The sequence below is a fragment of the Streptomyces sp. NPDC001852 genome, from assembly GCF_042891825.1.
GTDB lineage: Bacteria > Actinomycetota > Actinomycetes > Streptomycetales > Streptomycetaceae > Streptomyces.
The window spans coordinates 496,780-511,985 of the sequence record NZ_JBIATN010000001.1 but is presented as its reverse complement, the minus strand read 5'-3'; the positions used below and the strand labels follow the sequence as shown (position 1 = coordinate 511,985).

Annotated in this window: 17 protein-coding genes; 5 read left to right on the top strand and 12 right to left on the bottom strand. The window is 71.4% G+C overall.

The genetic code is table 11. The features are described from left to right. The first annotated feature begins 65 nt into the window (after positions 1-65). On the top strand, positions 66-1,103 hold the full coding sequence (locus ACFYZB_RS02240; RefSeq protein ID WP_388753274.1) for an acyl-CoA dehydrogenase family protein: 1,038 nt from the start codon (positions 66-68) through the stop codon (positions 1,101-1,103). Between the two features lie 32 nt (positions 1,104-1,135). On the opposite strand, the gene ACFYZB_RS02235 is transcribed toward ACFYZB_RS02240, so the two are convergent. The 6 genes from ACFYZB_RS02235 to ACFYZB_RS02210 all read right to left on the bottom strand — a co-directional run bounded on the left by ACFYZB_RS02235 (position 1,136) and on the right by ACFYZB_RS02210 (position 6,031). After that, positions 1,136-1,672, bottom strand: a complete 537-nt coding sequence (locus ACFYZB_RS02235) for an HXXEE domain-containing protein (RefSeq protein WP_351208831.1) — start codon at positions 1,670-1,672, stop codon at positions 1,136-1,138. Between the two features lie 28 nt (positions 1,673-1,700). Beyond that, on the bottom strand, positions 1,701-2,843 hold the full coding sequence (locus ACFYZB_RS02230; protein ID WP_388753271.1) for an LLM class flavin-dependent oxidoreductase: 1,143 nt from the start codon (positions 2,841-2,843) through the stop codon (positions 1,701-1,703). A 26-nt stretch (positions 2,844-2,869) separates the two neighbouring features. Next, positions 2,870-4,054, bottom strand: a complete 1,185-nt coding sequence (locus ACFYZB_RS02225) for an SfnB family sulfur acquisition oxidoreductase (RefSeq protein WP_388753267.1) — start codon at positions 4,052-4,054, stop codon at positions 2,870-2,872. Between the two features lie 5 nt (positions 4,055-4,059). Continuing rightward, entirely contained in the window at positions 4,060-4,614 is a 555-nt protein-coding gene (gene ssuE, locus ACFYZB_RS02220; RefSeq protein ID WP_388753264.1) for an NADPH-dependent FMN reductase, read from the bottom strand. An 82-nt stretch (positions 4,615-4,696) separates the two neighbouring features. Further along, complete coding sequence (gene sfnG, locus ACFYZB_RS02215) at positions 4,697-5,818, bottom strand: dimethylsulfone monooxygenase SfnG (RefSeq protein WP_388753261.1); 1,122 nt, start codon at positions 5,816-5,818, stop codon at positions 4,697-4,699. A gap of 135 nt (positions 5,819-5,953) precedes the next feature. Continuing rightward, a complete protein-coding gene (locus ACFYZB_RS02210) occupies positions 5,954-6,031 on the bottom strand; it encodes a putative leader peptide (protein WP_350786652.1) in 78 nt (25 codons plus the stop codon). Between the two features lie 143 nt (positions 6,032-6,174). Here ACFYZB_RS02210 and ACFYZB_RS02205 point away from each other — a divergent pair, with 143 nt between their 5' ends. Together ACFYZB_RS02205 and ACFYZB_RS02200 are read left to right on the top strand one after the other, a co-directional pair. Beyond that, positions 6,175-7,095 (top strand): LysR family transcriptional regulator, encoded by a 921-nt coding sequence (locus ACFYZB_RS02205; protein WP_388753259.1) that lies wholly within the window; start codon positions 6,175-6,177, stop codon positions 7,093-7,095. Between the two features lie 90 nt (positions 7,096-7,185). Further along, positions 7,186-7,620 carry an SPW repeat protein gene (locus ACFYZB_RS02200; RefSeq protein WP_351208825.1) on the top strand — a complete coding sequence of 145 codons (435 nt, stop codon included), beginning with the start codon at positions 7,186-7,188 and terminating at the stop codon, positions 7,618-7,620. A gap of 90 nt (positions 7,621-7,710) precedes the next feature. Here the strand turns inward: ACFYZB_RS02200 and ACFYZB_RS02195 are convergent, their stop codons facing one another. The 3 genes from ACFYZB_RS02195 to ACFYZB_RS02185 all read right to left on the bottom strand — a co-directional run bounded on the left by ACFYZB_RS02195 (position 7,711) and on the right by ACFYZB_RS02185 (position 10,636). After that, positions 7,711-8,478, bottom strand: coding sequence for an ArsR/SmtB family transcription factor (locus ACFYZB_RS02195; protein ID WP_388753486.1), 768 nt, complete (start codon positions 8,476-8,478; stop codon positions 7,711-7,713). Positions 8,479-8,557: 79 nt separating this feature from the next. Continuing rightward, positions 8,558-9,097 carry a GNAT family N-acetyltransferase gene (locus ACFYZB_RS02190; RefSeq protein WP_388753256.1) on the bottom strand — a complete coding sequence of 180 codons (540 nt, stop codon included), beginning with the start codon at positions 9,095-9,097 and terminating at the stop codon, positions 8,558-8,560. An 87-nt stretch (positions 9,098-9,184) separates the two neighbouring features. After that, a complete protein-coding gene (locus ACFYZB_RS02185) occupies positions 9,185-10,636 on the bottom strand; it encodes an APC family permease (protein ID WP_388753254.1) in 1,452 nt (483 codons plus the stop codon). Positions 10,637-10,754: 118 nt separating this feature from the next. Between ACFYZB_RS02185 and ACFYZB_RS02180 the strand changes: the two genes are divergently transcribed. Next, on the top strand, positions 10,755-11,939 hold the full coding sequence (locus tag ACFYZB_RS02180; protein ID WP_388753252.1) for an ROK family protein: 1,185 nt from the start codon (positions 10,755-10,757) through the stop codon (positions 11,937-11,939). Between the two features lie 120 nt (positions 11,940-12,059). Here the strand turns inward: ACFYZB_RS02180 and ACFYZB_RS02175 are convergent, their stop codons facing one another. Then, a complete protein-coding gene (locus ACFYZB_RS02175; protein ID WP_388753249.1) occupies positions 12,060-13,517 on the bottom strand; it encodes a hydrolase in 1,458 nt (485 codons plus the stop codon). Positions 13,518-13,731: 214 nt separating this feature from the next. Here ACFYZB_RS02175 and ACFYZB_RS02170 point away from each other — a divergent pair, with 214 nt between their 5' ends. Continuing rightward, positions 13,732-13,995, top strand: a complete 264-nt coding sequence (locus tag ACFYZB_RS02170) for a GlsB/YeaQ/YmgE family stress response membrane protein (protein ID WP_351208820.1) — start codon at positions 13,732-13,734, stop codon at positions 13,993-13,995. A 7-nt stretch (positions 13,996-14,002) separates the two neighbouring features. Here the strand turns inward: ACFYZB_RS02170 and ACFYZB_RS02165 are convergent, their stop codons facing one another. Further along, on the bottom strand, positions 14,003-14,779 hold the full coding sequence (locus tag ACFYZB_RS02165; RefSeq protein ID WP_351208819.1) for a GNAT family N-acetyltransferase: 777 nt from the start codon (positions 14,777-14,779) through the stop codon (positions 14,003-14,005). Between the two features lie 47 nt (positions 14,780-14,826). After that, on the bottom strand, positions 14,827-15,198 hold the full coding sequence (locus ACFYZB_RS02160) for a MerR family transcriptional regulator (protein WP_351208818.1): 372 nt from the start codon (positions 15,196-15,198) through the stop codon (positions 14,827-14,829). Between the last annotated feature and the right edge of the window lie 8 nt (positions 15,199-15,206).

The following is a 15,206-nucleotide window of genomic DNA, read 5'->3' as shown; positions in this document are numbered from 1 at the left end:
CTACACGAACGGCCGGTCCCCGGATCGACACGGCGCCGCAAGAAATCTTCGGAAGAATCCCCGGTATGACAGCCACCACCGCGCACCCGCTCCTCGACCGCGCCCAGCGGCTCGCCACGGACCTGCTGATCCCCGAGGCCGAGCGGGTGGACCAGGAGGGCGTGCCGACGAGCCACATCGAGGCGGTGAAGCGGGCGGGGCTGCTCGGGGCGGGCGCTCCGGTCGCGTACGGCGGCTCGGGCGCGCCGCCGGACGTGGTCCGCCGGATCGCGGAGATCCTGGCCGGAGCGTGCTGTTCGACGTGGTTCGTGCAGACCCAGCACCACACGCCCGTGCAGATCCTGGCACAGAGCGAACTCCCGGTCCGCGAGCGGCTGTTGGGCCCGCTGTCGCGGGGGGAGCTGATGTCCGGGGTGGCGTACGCGCATCTGCGGTCGTATCCGCGCGTCCCGGTGCGCGTCCGCCGGGAGGGCGGCGGCTGGCGCTTCGACGGGACCGTGCCCTGGTACACCGGGTGGGGCCTGAACGACGTGATGCTGCTCGCCGGGGTGACCGACGCGGGCGAGGCGCTGCTCGCGTTCGCCGAGGCACGCGACCAGCCGGGGCTGCGGGCCTCGCAGCCGCTGCGCCTCGCGGCGCTCACCGCCGCGCGCACGGTGTCACTGGAGCTGACCGGACTGTGGCTGCCCGAGGAGTCGGTGGCACTGCGGATGCCGTACGAGCGGCTGGCGCCGCGGGACCGGGCAAGGACGCTGAACGCGGGCCCCGCGGTGTTCGGCGTCACCGAGGCCGCCCTGTCCCTGCTGGACGCGCAGACGGCGGCCCCGCTCACGGCCCGGCTCGCCGACGTCCGCGGCCGGGCCTACGCCCTGGCCGATCATCCGGAACCGCTGGAGCGGGTCGCGGAACGGCTGGCGGTGCGCGCGGAGGCGTACGAGGTGCTGCGTACGGCCACCACGGCGGCGGTGGTGGCCGGGGGCGGCCGCGCGATGGCCCTGACCAGCCGCGCCCAGCGCCTCGCCCGGGAGGCACTGTTCCTGCTGGTGCAGGGGCAGACGGCCGAGACCCGGGCGGCGCAGCTGCGGGCGCTGGGAGGTGTGTGAGGCACCGTGCGGCCGGCCCGGCACGCCGGCCTTCATCGCCGTCGTGGTACGCCCTGGGCCAGTGCGTGGGTGACGACCGTGGCCGCCGCGGCGAAGGCGAGGCCCTGGGTCACGTCGCGTGGCCGGGTGGGGCGCAGCACTCCGGAGCGGCGCAGCCGGCCGCGGGCCCACACGGTGAACGGCAGGACCACGAGCGGCGTGGTCGCCGAGCCCGGTGTGTAGCCGCGCACCGCCGCCGCCTGGGCCAGATGGACCAGACCGTGCAGGCCGAAGGCGTTGAGCGCGGTCTGGTAGACGGCGGACCGGCCCCCGGTCCGGTGGCCGTCGGCGGCGGCAGCGGCCAGCAGCACCGCCATCGCGGCGACGGCGGTGCCGAACTCCCGCGCGTCCACCGACTCCAGCCGCCGCCACACCGTCTCCGGCACCCGGGGGAACCTCCTGCGCAGCTCCGGCACCTGGGTGCGCACCCAGCGGGGCACCGTGATCACTTCCTCGGTGTCGTGCACGGCCCAAGCGGCCAGCAGTCCCCAGGTGACGGCCCCGGCGACCTCGTTCGGTTCTCGCGTCATGAACAGGCAGTCTGCCAGGGCCGGTTGGTCAGCCCGTGAACGGAACCTGGGCCGCGGGAGCCGCCGCCCGGCCGCCGGGATGCGTCCACCGTCCCCGCGCGGCGAGCCGGGGCAGCACGCCCTCCCCGAACCAGTACGCCTCCTCCAGGTGCGGATAGCCGGACAGTACGAACTCCTCGATGCCCAGGGCGGCGTACTCCTCGATCCGCTCGGCGACCTCGTCATGGCTGCCGACCAGGGCGGTGCCCGCACCGCCGCGCACCAGGCCGATCCCGGCCCACAGGTTGGGGTGGATCTCCAGGCTCTCCCGGCTGCCGCCGTGCAGGGCGAGCATGCGCTGCTGCCCTTCCGACTCGCTGCGGGCGAGCCCGGCCTGTACGGCCCGGACCGTCTCGGGGTCGAAGCCGTCGACCAGCCGATCGGCCTCCGCCCAGGCCTGCGCCGAGCTGTCGCGGGTGATGACGTGCAGCCGGATCCCGAAGCGCAGGGTACGGCCGTGCTCCGCGGCCAGGCTGCGGATCCAGGCGATCTTCTCGGCGACCTGGGCGGGCGGCTCGCCCCAGGTCAGGTACACGTCCGCGTACCGGGCCGCGACCTGACCCGCGGCCGGTGAGGAGCCACCGAAGTAGACTTCGGGCACCGGATCGGGCACCCGGCTGAGCCTGGCGTCCTCGACCCGCAGGTGCTCCCCGTGCAGGTCGACGCTCTTGCCGTCCCACAACTGGCGTACGACGTGCAGGAATTCTCCGGTACGACGGTACCTGGCGTCCTTGTCGAGGAAGTCGCCGTAGGCCCGCTGCTCGTGGCTCTCGCCTCCGGTGACCACGTTCAGCAGCAGCCGTCCGCCGGTCTGCCGCTGGAAGGTGGAGGCCATCTGGGCGGCGAGCGTCGGTGAGACGAAGCCGGGCCGGAAGGCGACGAGGAACTTCAGCCGCTCGGAGTTCTGGCTCACCATGGCCGTGGTCAGCCACGCGTCCTCGCACCAGGCGCCGGTCGGGGTGAGCGCGCCCGCGAAACCGAGGTCCTCGGCGGCCCGGGCGATCTGGCTCAGGTAGGCGACCGTCGGGGGCCGGTCCCGGCCGGAGGCGGTGGCCGGGGTGCCGTGGCCACCGCCGACGACGTGGCGGCTGTCGCCGTTGGTGGGCAGGAACCAGTGGAAGGTGAGGGACACGTGGGGTCTCCGTTCGCGAGTGTCCGTCAGAGCAGACCGTGCCGGGGCGGCCGGGTTCCGCTGAGCACGTACCGGCCGATGTGCTGGACCTTCCAGCGGGCCGGGTCGTGCAGGCTGTGGGTGCGGGCGTCGCGCCAGTGCCGGTGCAGATTGAGGGAGTCAAGGGCCGAGCGGGTGCCGGCCACTTCGAACAGGGCGCTCGCCACCTCCACCGCGGCCTCGGCCGCCCGCACCTTGGCGGCGGCCACCGCGATGGACGCCTCGGCCGCCGAGTCGTCGGTGAGGTGGTCGCGGGCCGCGTCGACCGTGCGGGCGGCCTCCTTCAGCAGGGCTTCTGCCGTCCGCACCTGCAGGGCGAGTTCACCGAAGCGCTGGATCAGGAGCGGGTCCTCGGCGGCGGACTCGGTCCCGCTCTCGAACCAGGGCCGGCTCCTGGTGCGGACGAACTCCGCCGCCTGAGCGAGCGCTCCCCCGGCGATGCCGGCGTCGATGGCCGCGTGCAGCAACTGGGCGACGGCACCGTGCAGTTGGGGCCCCTGGAAGGTGAGGTGATGCGGCAGCACCCGGTCGGCGGGCACGGACACGGCGTCCAGACGGACGGTGCCGCTGGCCGTCGTCCGCTGACCCATGCCGTCCCAGTCGTCGACCACGGTCACCCCGGGGGCGTCCCCGGGGACGTACGCGACATGCAGGTTGTCGTCCTCGGCGCGGGCCAGGACCGGGATCCAGTCGGCGAACAGCGCTCCGGTGCAGTAGTGCTTGACGCCGGTCAGCAGGTACGACCCGTCGGGCCGCGGCTCCAGGCGGGTGCGGATGTCCTGGACGTGCCGGGTGCCGGCCTCGGACTGGGCGTTGCCGAACCGACGGCCGGCCAGCAGCTCGGCGAAGAAGAACTTCCGCTGCTCCTCGGTCCCCTGACGGCGGATCACGTTCACGTAGACGAAGTGGCTCTGCGGGATCTGGGCGAGGCTGCCGTCGGCCGAGCCGAGCAGCCGGAAGATCTCCGCCAGGGTCGCGGCCCGTACGTCGGCGCCGCCGTGCTCGGCGGGCACGGTCACGGCGAGCAGCCCGGAGGCGGACAGCCGGTCCACCTCCGCCCGGGGCAGCCGCCGCTGTGCGTCCCGCTCGGCTGCCCCGGCGGTGAACTCGGCGGCCAGGGCCTCGGCGACGGCGAGCGCTTCGGCGTCGTCGGCGATGACATGTGCGGCCATGGCGGTCAGCTCGCCGCCGCCAGCACCGGGGTGCGGTCGAGGGCGGCGGAGAACTGGTCCACCACGTGCCCCAGCGCCTCGGCGGTGGGCGGGGCGACGGTCACCGAGCCGTCCTCGCTCACCGTGATGTCCTTGTCGAGGGTGAACCAGCCCTGGACGATGTGGGCGGCACCCATGGAGTTCAGCACCGGGCGCAGCGCGTAGTCGATGGCGAGGACGTGGGCGGTGGAGCCGCCGGTGGCCAGTGGCAGCACGGTCTTGCCGGTGAGCGCGTACTGCGGGAGCAGGTCGAGGAGCGCTTTGAGGACACCGGAGTACGACGCCTTGTAGATGGGTGTGCCGATCAGGACGCCGTCGGCACGGGCGAACAGCTCGGTGGCCCGGGCGATGGCCGGGTGCCGGAAGTCGGCGCCGAGCAGGGCCTCGGCGGGGATGGTGCGGACGTCGAGCGGGATCACCTCGTGGCCCTGGGCGATCAGCCGCTGGTCCAGGTGGCGCAGCAGGCGGCCGGTGCGCGAGGAGGCGGAGGGGCTGCCGGAGACGGACAGGACGGTGGCCATGGGTGCCTCGTTTCTGGGGTGCGCCGGGCGCCCGTACGGCGGGCGGGCGACCGGAGAGGACATCGGTCAGGGCGGGGGCAGGTCAGGCGTGGGCCGGGACCGATTCGGGGTCGGCGTCGGGGAGTTGTGCTTCCAGCTCCCGTACGAGGGGCAGCACCCGCTTGCCGAAGAACTCGACCTCCTCGTGGTAGTGCAGGAAGCCGAGCAGGAGGAGATCGACGCCGAGCTTCTTGTAGGCGACGACGCGTTCGGCGATCTGCTCCGGTGTGCCGATGAGCCCCGTGCGGAAGCCGTCGTTGTACTGGACCAGGTCCTCGAAGGAGGAGTCCTGCCACATGCCCTTCTTGTCGGCCGTGGACTGCCCCGCCTGCCGCACGGCCGCGCCGAACCCCTCGACCGCCTCGGTGTCGGCCTTGGCGACGATCTCGCGCAGCGTCTCGCGGGCCTCGGCCTCGGTGTCCCGGGCGATGAGGAAGCCGTTGAGGCCGAACTTCGGTGCCGTGCGGCCCGCTTCGGCGGCGGCTGCACGGACGTCCGCGATCTGTTCGACGACGCCGTCGAAGTCCTTGCCGTTGGAGAAGTACCAGTCGGAGACCCGGCCGGCCATCCGCCGGGCGGCGGTGGAGTTGCCGCCCTGGAAGATCTCCGGGTGCGGGCGTTCGGGGGTGTTCAGGGGCTTGGGCTTGAGGGAGAAGTCCCGCAACCGGTAGAAGTCACCGGCGAGTTCGGCGTGGTCCTCGGTCCAGATCTTGCGCAGGGCGGTGATGAACTCCTCGGAGCGGCGGTAGCGTTCGTCGTGCTCCAGCCAGGGCTCGCCGAGCGCGGTGAACTCGCCCTTGAACCAGCCGGACACGACGTTGACGGCGAAACGGCCGCTCGACAGGTGGTCGGCGGTGGCGCCCAGTTTGGCGAGGACGCCGGGGTGCCACAGTCCGGGGTGGACGGCGGCGATGACCTTCAGGCGCTGGGTGGCGAGCAGCAGGGCGAGGCTGAAGCTGGTCGACTCGTGCTGGTACTCGGCGCCGTAGCTGGCCATGTAGCGGACCTGGCTGAGGGCGTACTCGAACCCGTTGTTCTCGGCGAGGACGGCGAGTTCGCGGTTGTAGTCGTATCCCCAGTCGGTGCGTTGTTCGATCGTGCTGGTGACGAGTCCCCCGCTGACGTTGGGGACCCAGTAGGCGAATTTCACGGGCGCTGCGGGCATGCGGAACTCCTGGTGCGGAATTGCTCGGTGACGTTTTCCGGGCATGCCGAATTCCGTGCGCGGGAATGGGCCGGGAATTCGGGCGGTGCCGGAGGGGGAGCGAAGAGCGGCGAATCGACGGGAAGAGTCGGGGGATCAGGCCGCGGCGCAACAGGAGGCGCTGGAGACGCGCGCGAGGTCGACATGGCGTCGCCGCGTGAGGTCCAGTCGCATCGTCATGCCGTCGATCGTGGCAGCCACCGGTGAGGGCCGTCAAGGAAAACCCGACCGGTCTCGCATCCCGGACCGTTGAATTTCACGAAGGTGTGACAGGAAAACCCTTGAACCGGTGCCTTGCCCGCACGCATTCTGCGGCGGTGCGGACCGAACAGCTGGAATACATAGCGGCCGTGACCCGGCTCGGCTCGCTGCGCCGGGCGGCCGACGAACTGCGCCTGTCCCAGCCCGCGTTGAGCGAGACCGTGCGCAATCTGGAGCGGGAACTCGGCGTCGGCCTGCTGGAGCGCAAACGGTCGGGGGCCACGATGAGCGCGGCCGGCCGGGAGCTGCTGCCGCACATCGTGAGCGTGCTGGAGGCGGTGGACCGGCTGCGGGCGGCGGCCGGCGAGCAGCACCGCATCAGCCGCATGGTGCGCGTCGGCACGGTCAACGCGGCGACCGTGCCGCTGCTCATTCCCGTGCTGCGGGAGTTCCGGTCCGCGCATCCGGTCACCCAGGTCGAGGTGGTGGGCGCACAGCAGACGGAGATCCAGCGCGGGCTCGTCGAGGGCGGGTTCGACCTGGGACTGGTCAACCATCTGGACGGCGACGACGTACCCGCCGGCATGGAGTCCACGGAACTGCTGAACGGTCGGCCGGTGGTGTGCCTGCGCCCGGACAGCCCGCTCGCCTCGCTGTCCGCGGTCGGCGCCGAGGACCTGCTGGCCGTGCCGCTGATCGCAATGCGCACTGGCTATGTGATGCACCGCTATGTGCACCGGCTCCTTTCCGGCCGTGCGCCGGCGTTCTCGTACTCGACCGACGGTGCGGAGATGGGCAAGCTGATGGTCGCCGAGGGGCTCGGTGTGACCGTGCTGCCGGACTTCAGTGTCGTCGGGGATCCGCTGGAGCGCGCCGGCACGATCACCTGCCGGCCGATCGCCGGCGAGACCACCCGGGTGCTGTTGATGCTTCAGCGCCGACGCGCGGAGTCGGTGCCGCGGGCGGCCCGCGACCTGCACGAGGGGTTCGTGCGCCGGGCACGGGAACTGACGGTGGCGCCACGGGGCTACACATAAAGAAAAAATAAGAGCAAACTGGGTGTATGCGGTGGTAACCGCACAGCGCACCAGACGCAGTCTGGCCTGCAAAGTCAAAGGAGACGAGTCATGGCCAACCTGCACAGGGGTGACATATCAGCCCACCCCGATGTCTCCGAAATGCGGGAACGCTACGCCCGTATGCTCGGTGGTCGTGATGTGGCACTCGTGGACGGCCCGGTCTTCCTGCTCGGGCTCTACTGCGCCGCATCGCCGTGGATAGTGCACTACACGACGAGCCAGCCCGCGTTGATGACCCACAACCTGATCGTGGGCATCGCGATAGGTCTGCTGGCACTGGGATTCACCCGGGCCCCCGAGCGGATGTACGGCCTCAGCTGGGCCATGTGCGCCATGGGCATCTGGATGATCATCGCTCCCTGGATCGTGGGCAGCGGCCCGGACAGGGGAGTGATCATCAACAACGTCATCATCGGCGCACTGGCGCTCGTACTCGGCCTGGTCTGTGCCGGTACGGCGGCGCGGAGCACCCCCAGGCCGTAAGGGAGACGCGAGGAAAGGACACCAAGAGGAACCGGTGGGCGGGAGGCCGGTCCGCGAGGCGGGCCGGCCTCCCGCCGCGTCCGCGTCCGCTCAGCGGCCCGGCACCAGCCAGGGCTCCTGCGGCAGTGTCCGGCCGGTCTCCAGCAGCGACTTGAGATTGGACAGCACGGCCGGCCAGCCGGTGGCTACGTCCGAGCGCTCGCCCTCGTCCTTGAGGTCCTCGTGGACGACGGTCAGCCGGACGATGTCCTCGTACGGCTGGATCTCGAAGGTGACGCGCGAGTGGCGGTCCTCCCGGCTCTCGTCGTCGGGCGCGGCCCAGGTGGTCACCAGCCGGGTGGGCGGCTCGCTCTCCACGACCCTGCCGACGACGTCGGCGATGCCGGAGCCGTCGGTGCGCACATGCGCCCAGCGGGAGCCGGGCCGCCAGTCGGACTCGTTGCGGTGGCCCCAGTAGGCGGCCGTGAGGCCGGCGTCGGTGAGCGCCTCCCACACCTTCTCGGGGGTGCTCGCGATGTAGGTGACGTACACGAAACTCGGCTTGTCGGTCATGGCTTCCTCGGCTCGTCGCTTCAAGTCGCCGAGCGCGGCGAGGCGCGGGCGCTCGAACTTGTCGATCCACCGCTCCTGGATCTCGTGGAGCGGTACGGGATTGAGGTAGTGCAGCTTCTCCCGCCCCCGCCGCACCGTGCTGATCAGGTTGGCGGCCTCCAGGACCGCCAGATGCTGGGTGACCGACTGGCGCGTCATGGCGATGCGCTCGCACAGCTCACCCAGGCTCTGGCCGTTGTTCTCGTGGAGCCGGTCCAGCAGACGCCTGCGCGTGTCGTCGGCCAGGGCCTTGAAGACCTGGTCCATCCCGGTGTCGTCGTCCGATCGCACACACAACGTTATGCAGGCAATTACTTGCATGTCAAGCAGGCGCCTCCTCGTGAGGTCAGCGCGCCGTGCCGTGGCCGGGCCCGGCCGCCCCGACACGGAAGGACAGCCACACGTCCGGGGGCAGTTCGGGCCGCTCGGGCACCGGCCGGAGCTCCCGCGTCCAGGCGTCCCCGGCGACGTCCTCGGCGACCTGGGGCCAGAAGGCCACGGCGGCCGGATTGTCGTGCTGATGGGCAATCTCCCACGGGCCGGGATGCCGGGTGAGCACCGCCCGCACGGCTCGAAGCCCGACGCGCCTGCGCCGCGCCCCGCACACCACGAAGAAGCTGTTCAGCACCCGCACCGGACCGTCGAGTCCGCGCACGAACGCGAAGCCGACCGGGCGGGTGCCGCACTCGAACAGATAGGCCGCCCAGCCGGGCCGGGTGAAGGCGCTCTCCACCCACTCGCTGCGGAAGGTGCCGTCGGGGGCGGGCAGGTCGCCCCGGAAGGCGGACAGGTCATGGCGGAACATCAGCCACAGCCGCTCCACGGTGGGCCGGTCCTCGGCGGTCGCGGAGCGGACGGTGACATCGGGAAGAACGGTTTCGGTCATGAACGAAAGCCTCCCCGGCGGACTCGGGTCCGGGCCGGGGAGGCGTGTGAAGACTGCCGTAACCATAGCCCGTCACAGGCCTGTTGGTCAGCCCACAGGGGCCACGTCCGGGTCCGTACCGGCCAGGTACTCCTCGCTGATCTCCTTCCGCCCGAACGGCCACACCCTCTCCAGCCGGGCCCAGACGACGAAGGCCACGCAGCCGAGGGCCAGCCAGGCCAGGGACCATTCGATGGGGTGGCGGCCCGGGGAGTTCTTGTCGGCGTAGCCGTAGATCACGCACCAGCCGGCGAACGCGACGATGCTCGGCAGCGGGTACAGCCACATCCGGTACGGGCGGCGCAGGCCCGGCTGCCGCCGCCGCAGCACGGTGAGGGCCACGATCTGGGCCAGCGCCTGGACGATCACCATCACCGTGGTCAGGAGCTGGATGAGGGTGGCGAGGTCGGTGTGCCGGCCGATCAGGAAGCCGACGGCCGTGATCACTCCCATGGTCGCGAGGCCCAGCATCGGGAAGCGGTGCTTCGGGTGGAGCTTCCCGTACGGCCGGAAGAAGACGCGCTCGCGGGCGGCGTCGTAGGGCACCCGGGAACCGCCGAGCAGGCCGGTGAAGACCGAGGCGAAGGCCGTGATCAGGATCAGCACGGTCACCGTGTCGGCGGCGCCCCTGCCCCAGGTCCTCTCCAGCACCGCCGAGGCGACCGAGGTGGAGGCGATGTCGTGCGGGTCGGTCATCCGGCGCCAGTCGACGACGCCGAGGGTGCCGATCTGCAGGAGCAGGTAGATCGCCATGATGCCGAGGATGGAGAAGAGGATCGAGCGCGGCAGGACACGGCCCGGGTCCTTGATCTCGGCGCCCATGTACGCGGTGGTGTTGTAGCCGAGGTAGTCGTAGATGCCGATGGTCAGGCCTGCGGCGAAGCCGAGCCAGAAGTGGTTGCTCGTCAGGTCGAAGGCGCCCGCCGGGTAGGTGAAGGCCAGGTGCGGGCTGAAGTCGGAGGCCGCGGCGACGATCACCAGCAGCACCGAGGCGATCATCACCGTCCACATCACGGCGGTGATCCGGGCGATGTGCTCGATGCCGCGCCAGAGCAGGAGCACCACCAGGGCGATGATGCCGAGGCCGATCAGATCGCCCGCCGTCTGCCCGAGGTCCGGGACCAGATAGCCCAGGTACTGGACGAAGCCGACCACGCCCGTGGACATGATCAGCGGGATGAAGAGCATCGCCGTCCACACGAACAGGAACGGCATGAGCCGGCCCGTGCGGTACTGGAAGGCCTGGCGCAGATAGACGTAACTGCCGCCGGAGCCGGGCATCGAGGCGCCCAGCTCGGCCCAGACCAGTCCGTCGCACAGCGCGAGGACGGCGCCCGCGACGAAGCCGATGACCGCCTGCGGGCCGCCGAACGCGGTGACCATCAGCGGGATCGTGACGAACGGGCCGATGCCGCACATCTGGCTCATGTTGATGGCCGTGGCCTGGAACAGGCCGACGCGGCGGACGAAACCGCCCGTGGGCGGAGGGCTACCGGACATGGGGACTCCTGACGGGACGGGCGTCCTCGACGGCACCCGGTGGGCTGACTGGCCGATAAAGTTAAGGAGCCTTACTAGAGGCGTCAAGTATGCGCCGGAAATACCTGAGAATGGCCCGATGACCGTCAGTGACGCCGAAGAGCAGCAGGAACAGCCCTGGAGCCGCCGCCGGCTGCGCAGCACCAACGAGCGGCTGCTGCTGGACCGGCTGCGCGCCCTCGGTGCGGCATCGCGCGCCCAACTGGCCCGGGAGACCGGCTTGTCGAAGCCGACGGTCTCCAGCGCACTGGCCTCCCTGGAGTCGGCCGGCCTGGTGCACGAGGTCGGCACCCACGCCCCGGAGCGCGGGCGCACGGCGGTGCTGTACGCACCTGATCCCGCCGCCGGACACGCGCTCGGCGTGGACATCGGGCGCGGCTGGCTGCGGGTCGCGGTGGTCGACCTGGACGGCACCGTCGTCGCCCGGGCCGACGTACGCAACCGAGCCCGCGCCTCCGCCGCACTGGCCGACCTGGTCGTGAACACCGCCCGGCAGGTGATCGGCGACTCGGGCGTGGACCCGGCCGAGGTGGTGCACGGGGTGGTCGGCACGCCCGGCGTCTACGACGAGAAGCAGCGCCGGGTGCGGTACGCGATGCATCTGCCGGGCTGGGGGCGCGCGGGGCTCGTCGACCGGATGCGCAAGGAAGTGGGCGTACCGCTGGAGGTGCACAACGACGCCAACCTGGCGGCGCTCGGCGAGTACACGTACGGCGTCGGCACCGGCAGCCGGCTCTTCGCGTACATCCTGATCGGCACCGGACTGGGCATGGGGGTCGTCAGCGAGGGACGGCTGTTCACGGGGGCGCACGGGCTGGCCGGCGAGATCGGCTTCCTGCCCTGGCCGGGCCGGCAGAAGCCGGAGCGGCTGGAGGACGCGGTGTCCGGGGTGGCCGTGGTGGAGGCCGCCCGGGAGTTCGGGATGAGCGGGCAGCTCACGGCGAAGGCGGTCTTCGACGCGGCCCGGCAGGGCGATCCGGCCGCGCTGCGGGCCGTGGAGCTGGAGGGTGAGCGGATCGCGCACACCGTCGCGGCGGCCGCCGCCGTGCTCGACCCGGATCTGGTGGTGCTCGGCGGTGGCGTCGGCCACAGCGTCGACCTGCTGCTGCGCCCGGTCCAGGAGCAGGTGCGCACCCTCACCCCGCTGCGGCCGCGGATCGCACCGAGCCGGCTCGGCGAGGACGCGGTGCTGCTCGGCGCGGTGGCCACGGCTCTGGACACGGCACGGGACCTGGTGTTCGAGCGCAGGACGGCCGGAACCTGACGGGTCGAACCGCCCAGGCGGCGGCACCGTCCGCTCCGGAGTGTTCCAGCCGGAGGCCTGGCCTGACGGAACAGGGGTGGCCGGTGGACCGCACTGGTCCACCGGGCCGCCCCGGCCGGATCAGCTGACGTTGAGCGCGGTGTCGTCCACGACGAACGACGTCTGGTACTGGGAGCCCTCGGTGCCGGTGAACTTCAGGGTGACGGTCTGCCCGGCGTAGCTGCTGAGGTTGAAGCTGCGCTGGGTGTAGCCGGAGGCGGCGTTGAGGTTCGAGTACGTCGCCAGGGTGCCGAGGACCGTGCCGGAGCTGTTCAGCACCTGCACCTTGAGGGTGTCGTAGGCCGTGCTGGTCGAGGTCTCGGCCGTGTCGACGTGCAGGTAGAAGCTGAGCGTCGCCGTCGAGCAGCCGGACGGGATGGTCACCGACTGGGACAGGGTGTCGGTGGTGGCGGTGCCGTAGCCGTCGAGCCAGGCGTAGTACGAGCCCGAACGAGCGGCCTCACCGGACGAGTTGGTGATGACCCCGCTGGAGGCGCTCCAGGTGGAGTTGCCGGACTCGAAGCCGTTGTTGCCGAGGAGCTGGGCCGCGGTGCAGGTGCCGGTACCGCCGCCCCCGCCTCCCCCGCCGCTGCTGGTGCCCGAACCGGCCAGCCAGGCGGTGGCGTTGAGGGCGAGGGCGGCGTTGGTGGCGCTGGAGTCGTTCCAGCCGTCGTACAGGGTGTTGCCGGACTGGCCGGTACCGTCGTCGATCGGGGAGCTGTCGCCCCAGTAGGCGACGCGGCCGCTGCCGAAAGTGCTGGTGAGGAAGAAGGCGCCGGTGTTGCCGGAGTAACCGGTGCGGTAGAGCAGGCCCTTGACGGAGGAGTTGTCGGCGGGCTTGAGGGTGGCGGTGGTGCCGTTGGCGATCAGGCTCTTGGTGACCGTGCCGAAGGAGCCGTGCAGCACCGGGTCGGTGCTGTCGCTGATCGCCGCCGGGTGGTCGGAGCTGATGTTGAGCGAGTCGATCGAGAAGCCGAACGGGTCGGTGGAGTCGACACTGTTGTTGGTCATCAGATCGTTGAGGATCTGGACCGAGTCGTAGCCGTCGTTGTTGCGGTCCGAGCCGGTGTGGTCGGAGATCATGAACAGACCGCCGCCGTTCTTCACGAAGTTCATGATCGCCGTCTTCTCGGCGCTCGTGAACAGCGTGTTGGGCTCCGGCAGGACCAGCGTGTCGAAGTTCGACAGGTCGGTCGAGGACGAGCCGCCGTAGCTGAGGCTGGAGCCCGACGGCAGCGTCTTCAGGCTGTAGTCGCCGGTCTTCTGCAGCGCCACACCCCAGGAGGACAGGGCGCCGGTCCAGTCCGTCTCGGCGGACGGGGAGGAGTTCTGGCCGAGGGGGTCGGGCTGGCTGGTCGAGATGATCCAGTCGGCGTTGCCGGCCGTCTCGGCGTGGGCGTTGTCGAACAGGACGCGGTGCGTGGTCGCCGCGTGGGCGGCGGTGCCGCTGCCGACCTGGACGGCGGCTCCGGTGAGGAGCAGCCCGAAACCGGCCAGGGCGGTGGTGAGTCTGCGGCGGGATCTCCTGGATCCGAGCATCCGGCGAACCTCCATGAGGGGTGGGGAGAGGCGGTGCGGGCGCCAAGTCTGCGCGCGTAGAACCGGCTTGAGGGTTCTACACGCGTCGAGTGGTTGAAAGGTACATGGCATGAAGGCCGGATGAACAGAAAGTCCCGGCAATAACCGGAGCGGACTGCCTCTGCTCACAGCGGGCAGACGAGGGACGGGGAGGCAACGCCAAAAGGGGTGGAACATGCATATCACGGGCATCATCAGCGCCCTCGTCATCGGGCTCATCATCGGTGTCCTGGGACGCCTGGTCGTCCCCGGACGCCAGCACATCGGCATCCTGTGGACCGTCGTCGTCGGCATCGTCGCCGCGCTGCTGGGCTCGGCGATCGCCGCCGGGTTCGGGGTCGCGGACACCAAGGGGCCCGACTGGATCGAGTGGTTCATCCAGATCGCCCTGGCCGCGCTCGGCGTCGCGGCGCTGGACCGGTCCCTCGTGCGTCGCTGACGCGCGGTCAGCTGCCGTACAGGTACGGCGTCGTGGTGCTCAGCGCCTGGAAGCCCAGGCGCTCGAGGATCGGGCGGCTCATGGGTGAGGCGTCGACCTGGAGGTAGCGGTAGCCGTGGGCGGCGGCGACGCGGGCGCGGTGGGCGACCAGGGCTCGGTAGACACCCCGGCCCCGCCAGGCCTCGACGGTGCCGCCGCCCCACAGCCCGGCGAACCGGGTCCCGGGGACCAGCTCCATCCGGGCGGCGCTGACGGGTTCGTCCCCGGCCAGCGCGACCACGGCGACGACCGTGCCGGGGTCGGCGGCCAGCCGGGCGAGCAGCCGGTGCCGCAACCGGCTGCCGTCGGTACCGAAGGCCTTCTCGTGGACGTCCACGACGAGGTCGACGCCGGCCGGGTCGGTGGCCTGCACGAGGCGGACGCCCTCGGGAGGTTCGGCGTCCACGGCGAGCCGTCCGGCCTCGCCGATCATCAGCGTCTCCTCGGGCTCGGCGCGGAATCCGGCGGCGAGGAGCCGGGCGCCGAGGTCGTCCGGCCGGTCGTGGCCGTAGAGCTTCCACTCGAAGTCGCGGCCGAGGCCGGTGAAGTACGCGACCTGGTCGTGGATGGCCCGGTCCGCGCCCGCCGCGTCCAGACCGGACCAGAGCACGCCGTTCCACCCCTGCGCGTCCGCGACCTGACGCACCACCGCGCCGGCCCGTTCGATCCGCGCGCCGGGTCCGTCGGAAGCCGCGTTCTCGCGCACGTCACGGTCGTAGAGGGCGAGCACCGCCGAGTGGTCCATGCCCCGACTCGACCATGCCGGACCCGCCCGGGGCAACGGAATTACCCTCAGCGGCCCTCGGGGTGCACGGCGGCCAGGTAGGCGCTGAGCCGGTCGCGGTTGCGGGCCAGGCAGTCGATGCGGGACTGGATGCGGTCGATGTGCCCCCGGAGCAGGGCGGCCGTCTCGGGGGTCAGGCACTCGGCGGGCGGGTGCAGTTCGCCCGGTCCCGAGAGGTACGGCAGGATCGCCCGGATCATCTCGGTGGTCAGGCCGGAGTCCAGCAGGCCGCGGATCTGCTGGACGTCGGCGACCGCGGACTCGGGGTAGCTGCGGTAGCCGTTGCCGCCGCGGCCGGGGTGGAGCAGGTCCTGTTCCTCGTAGTAGCGCAGGAGCCGGGTCGGTACGCCGGTACGGCGCGACAGTTCACCGATGCGCATGTCCGCCT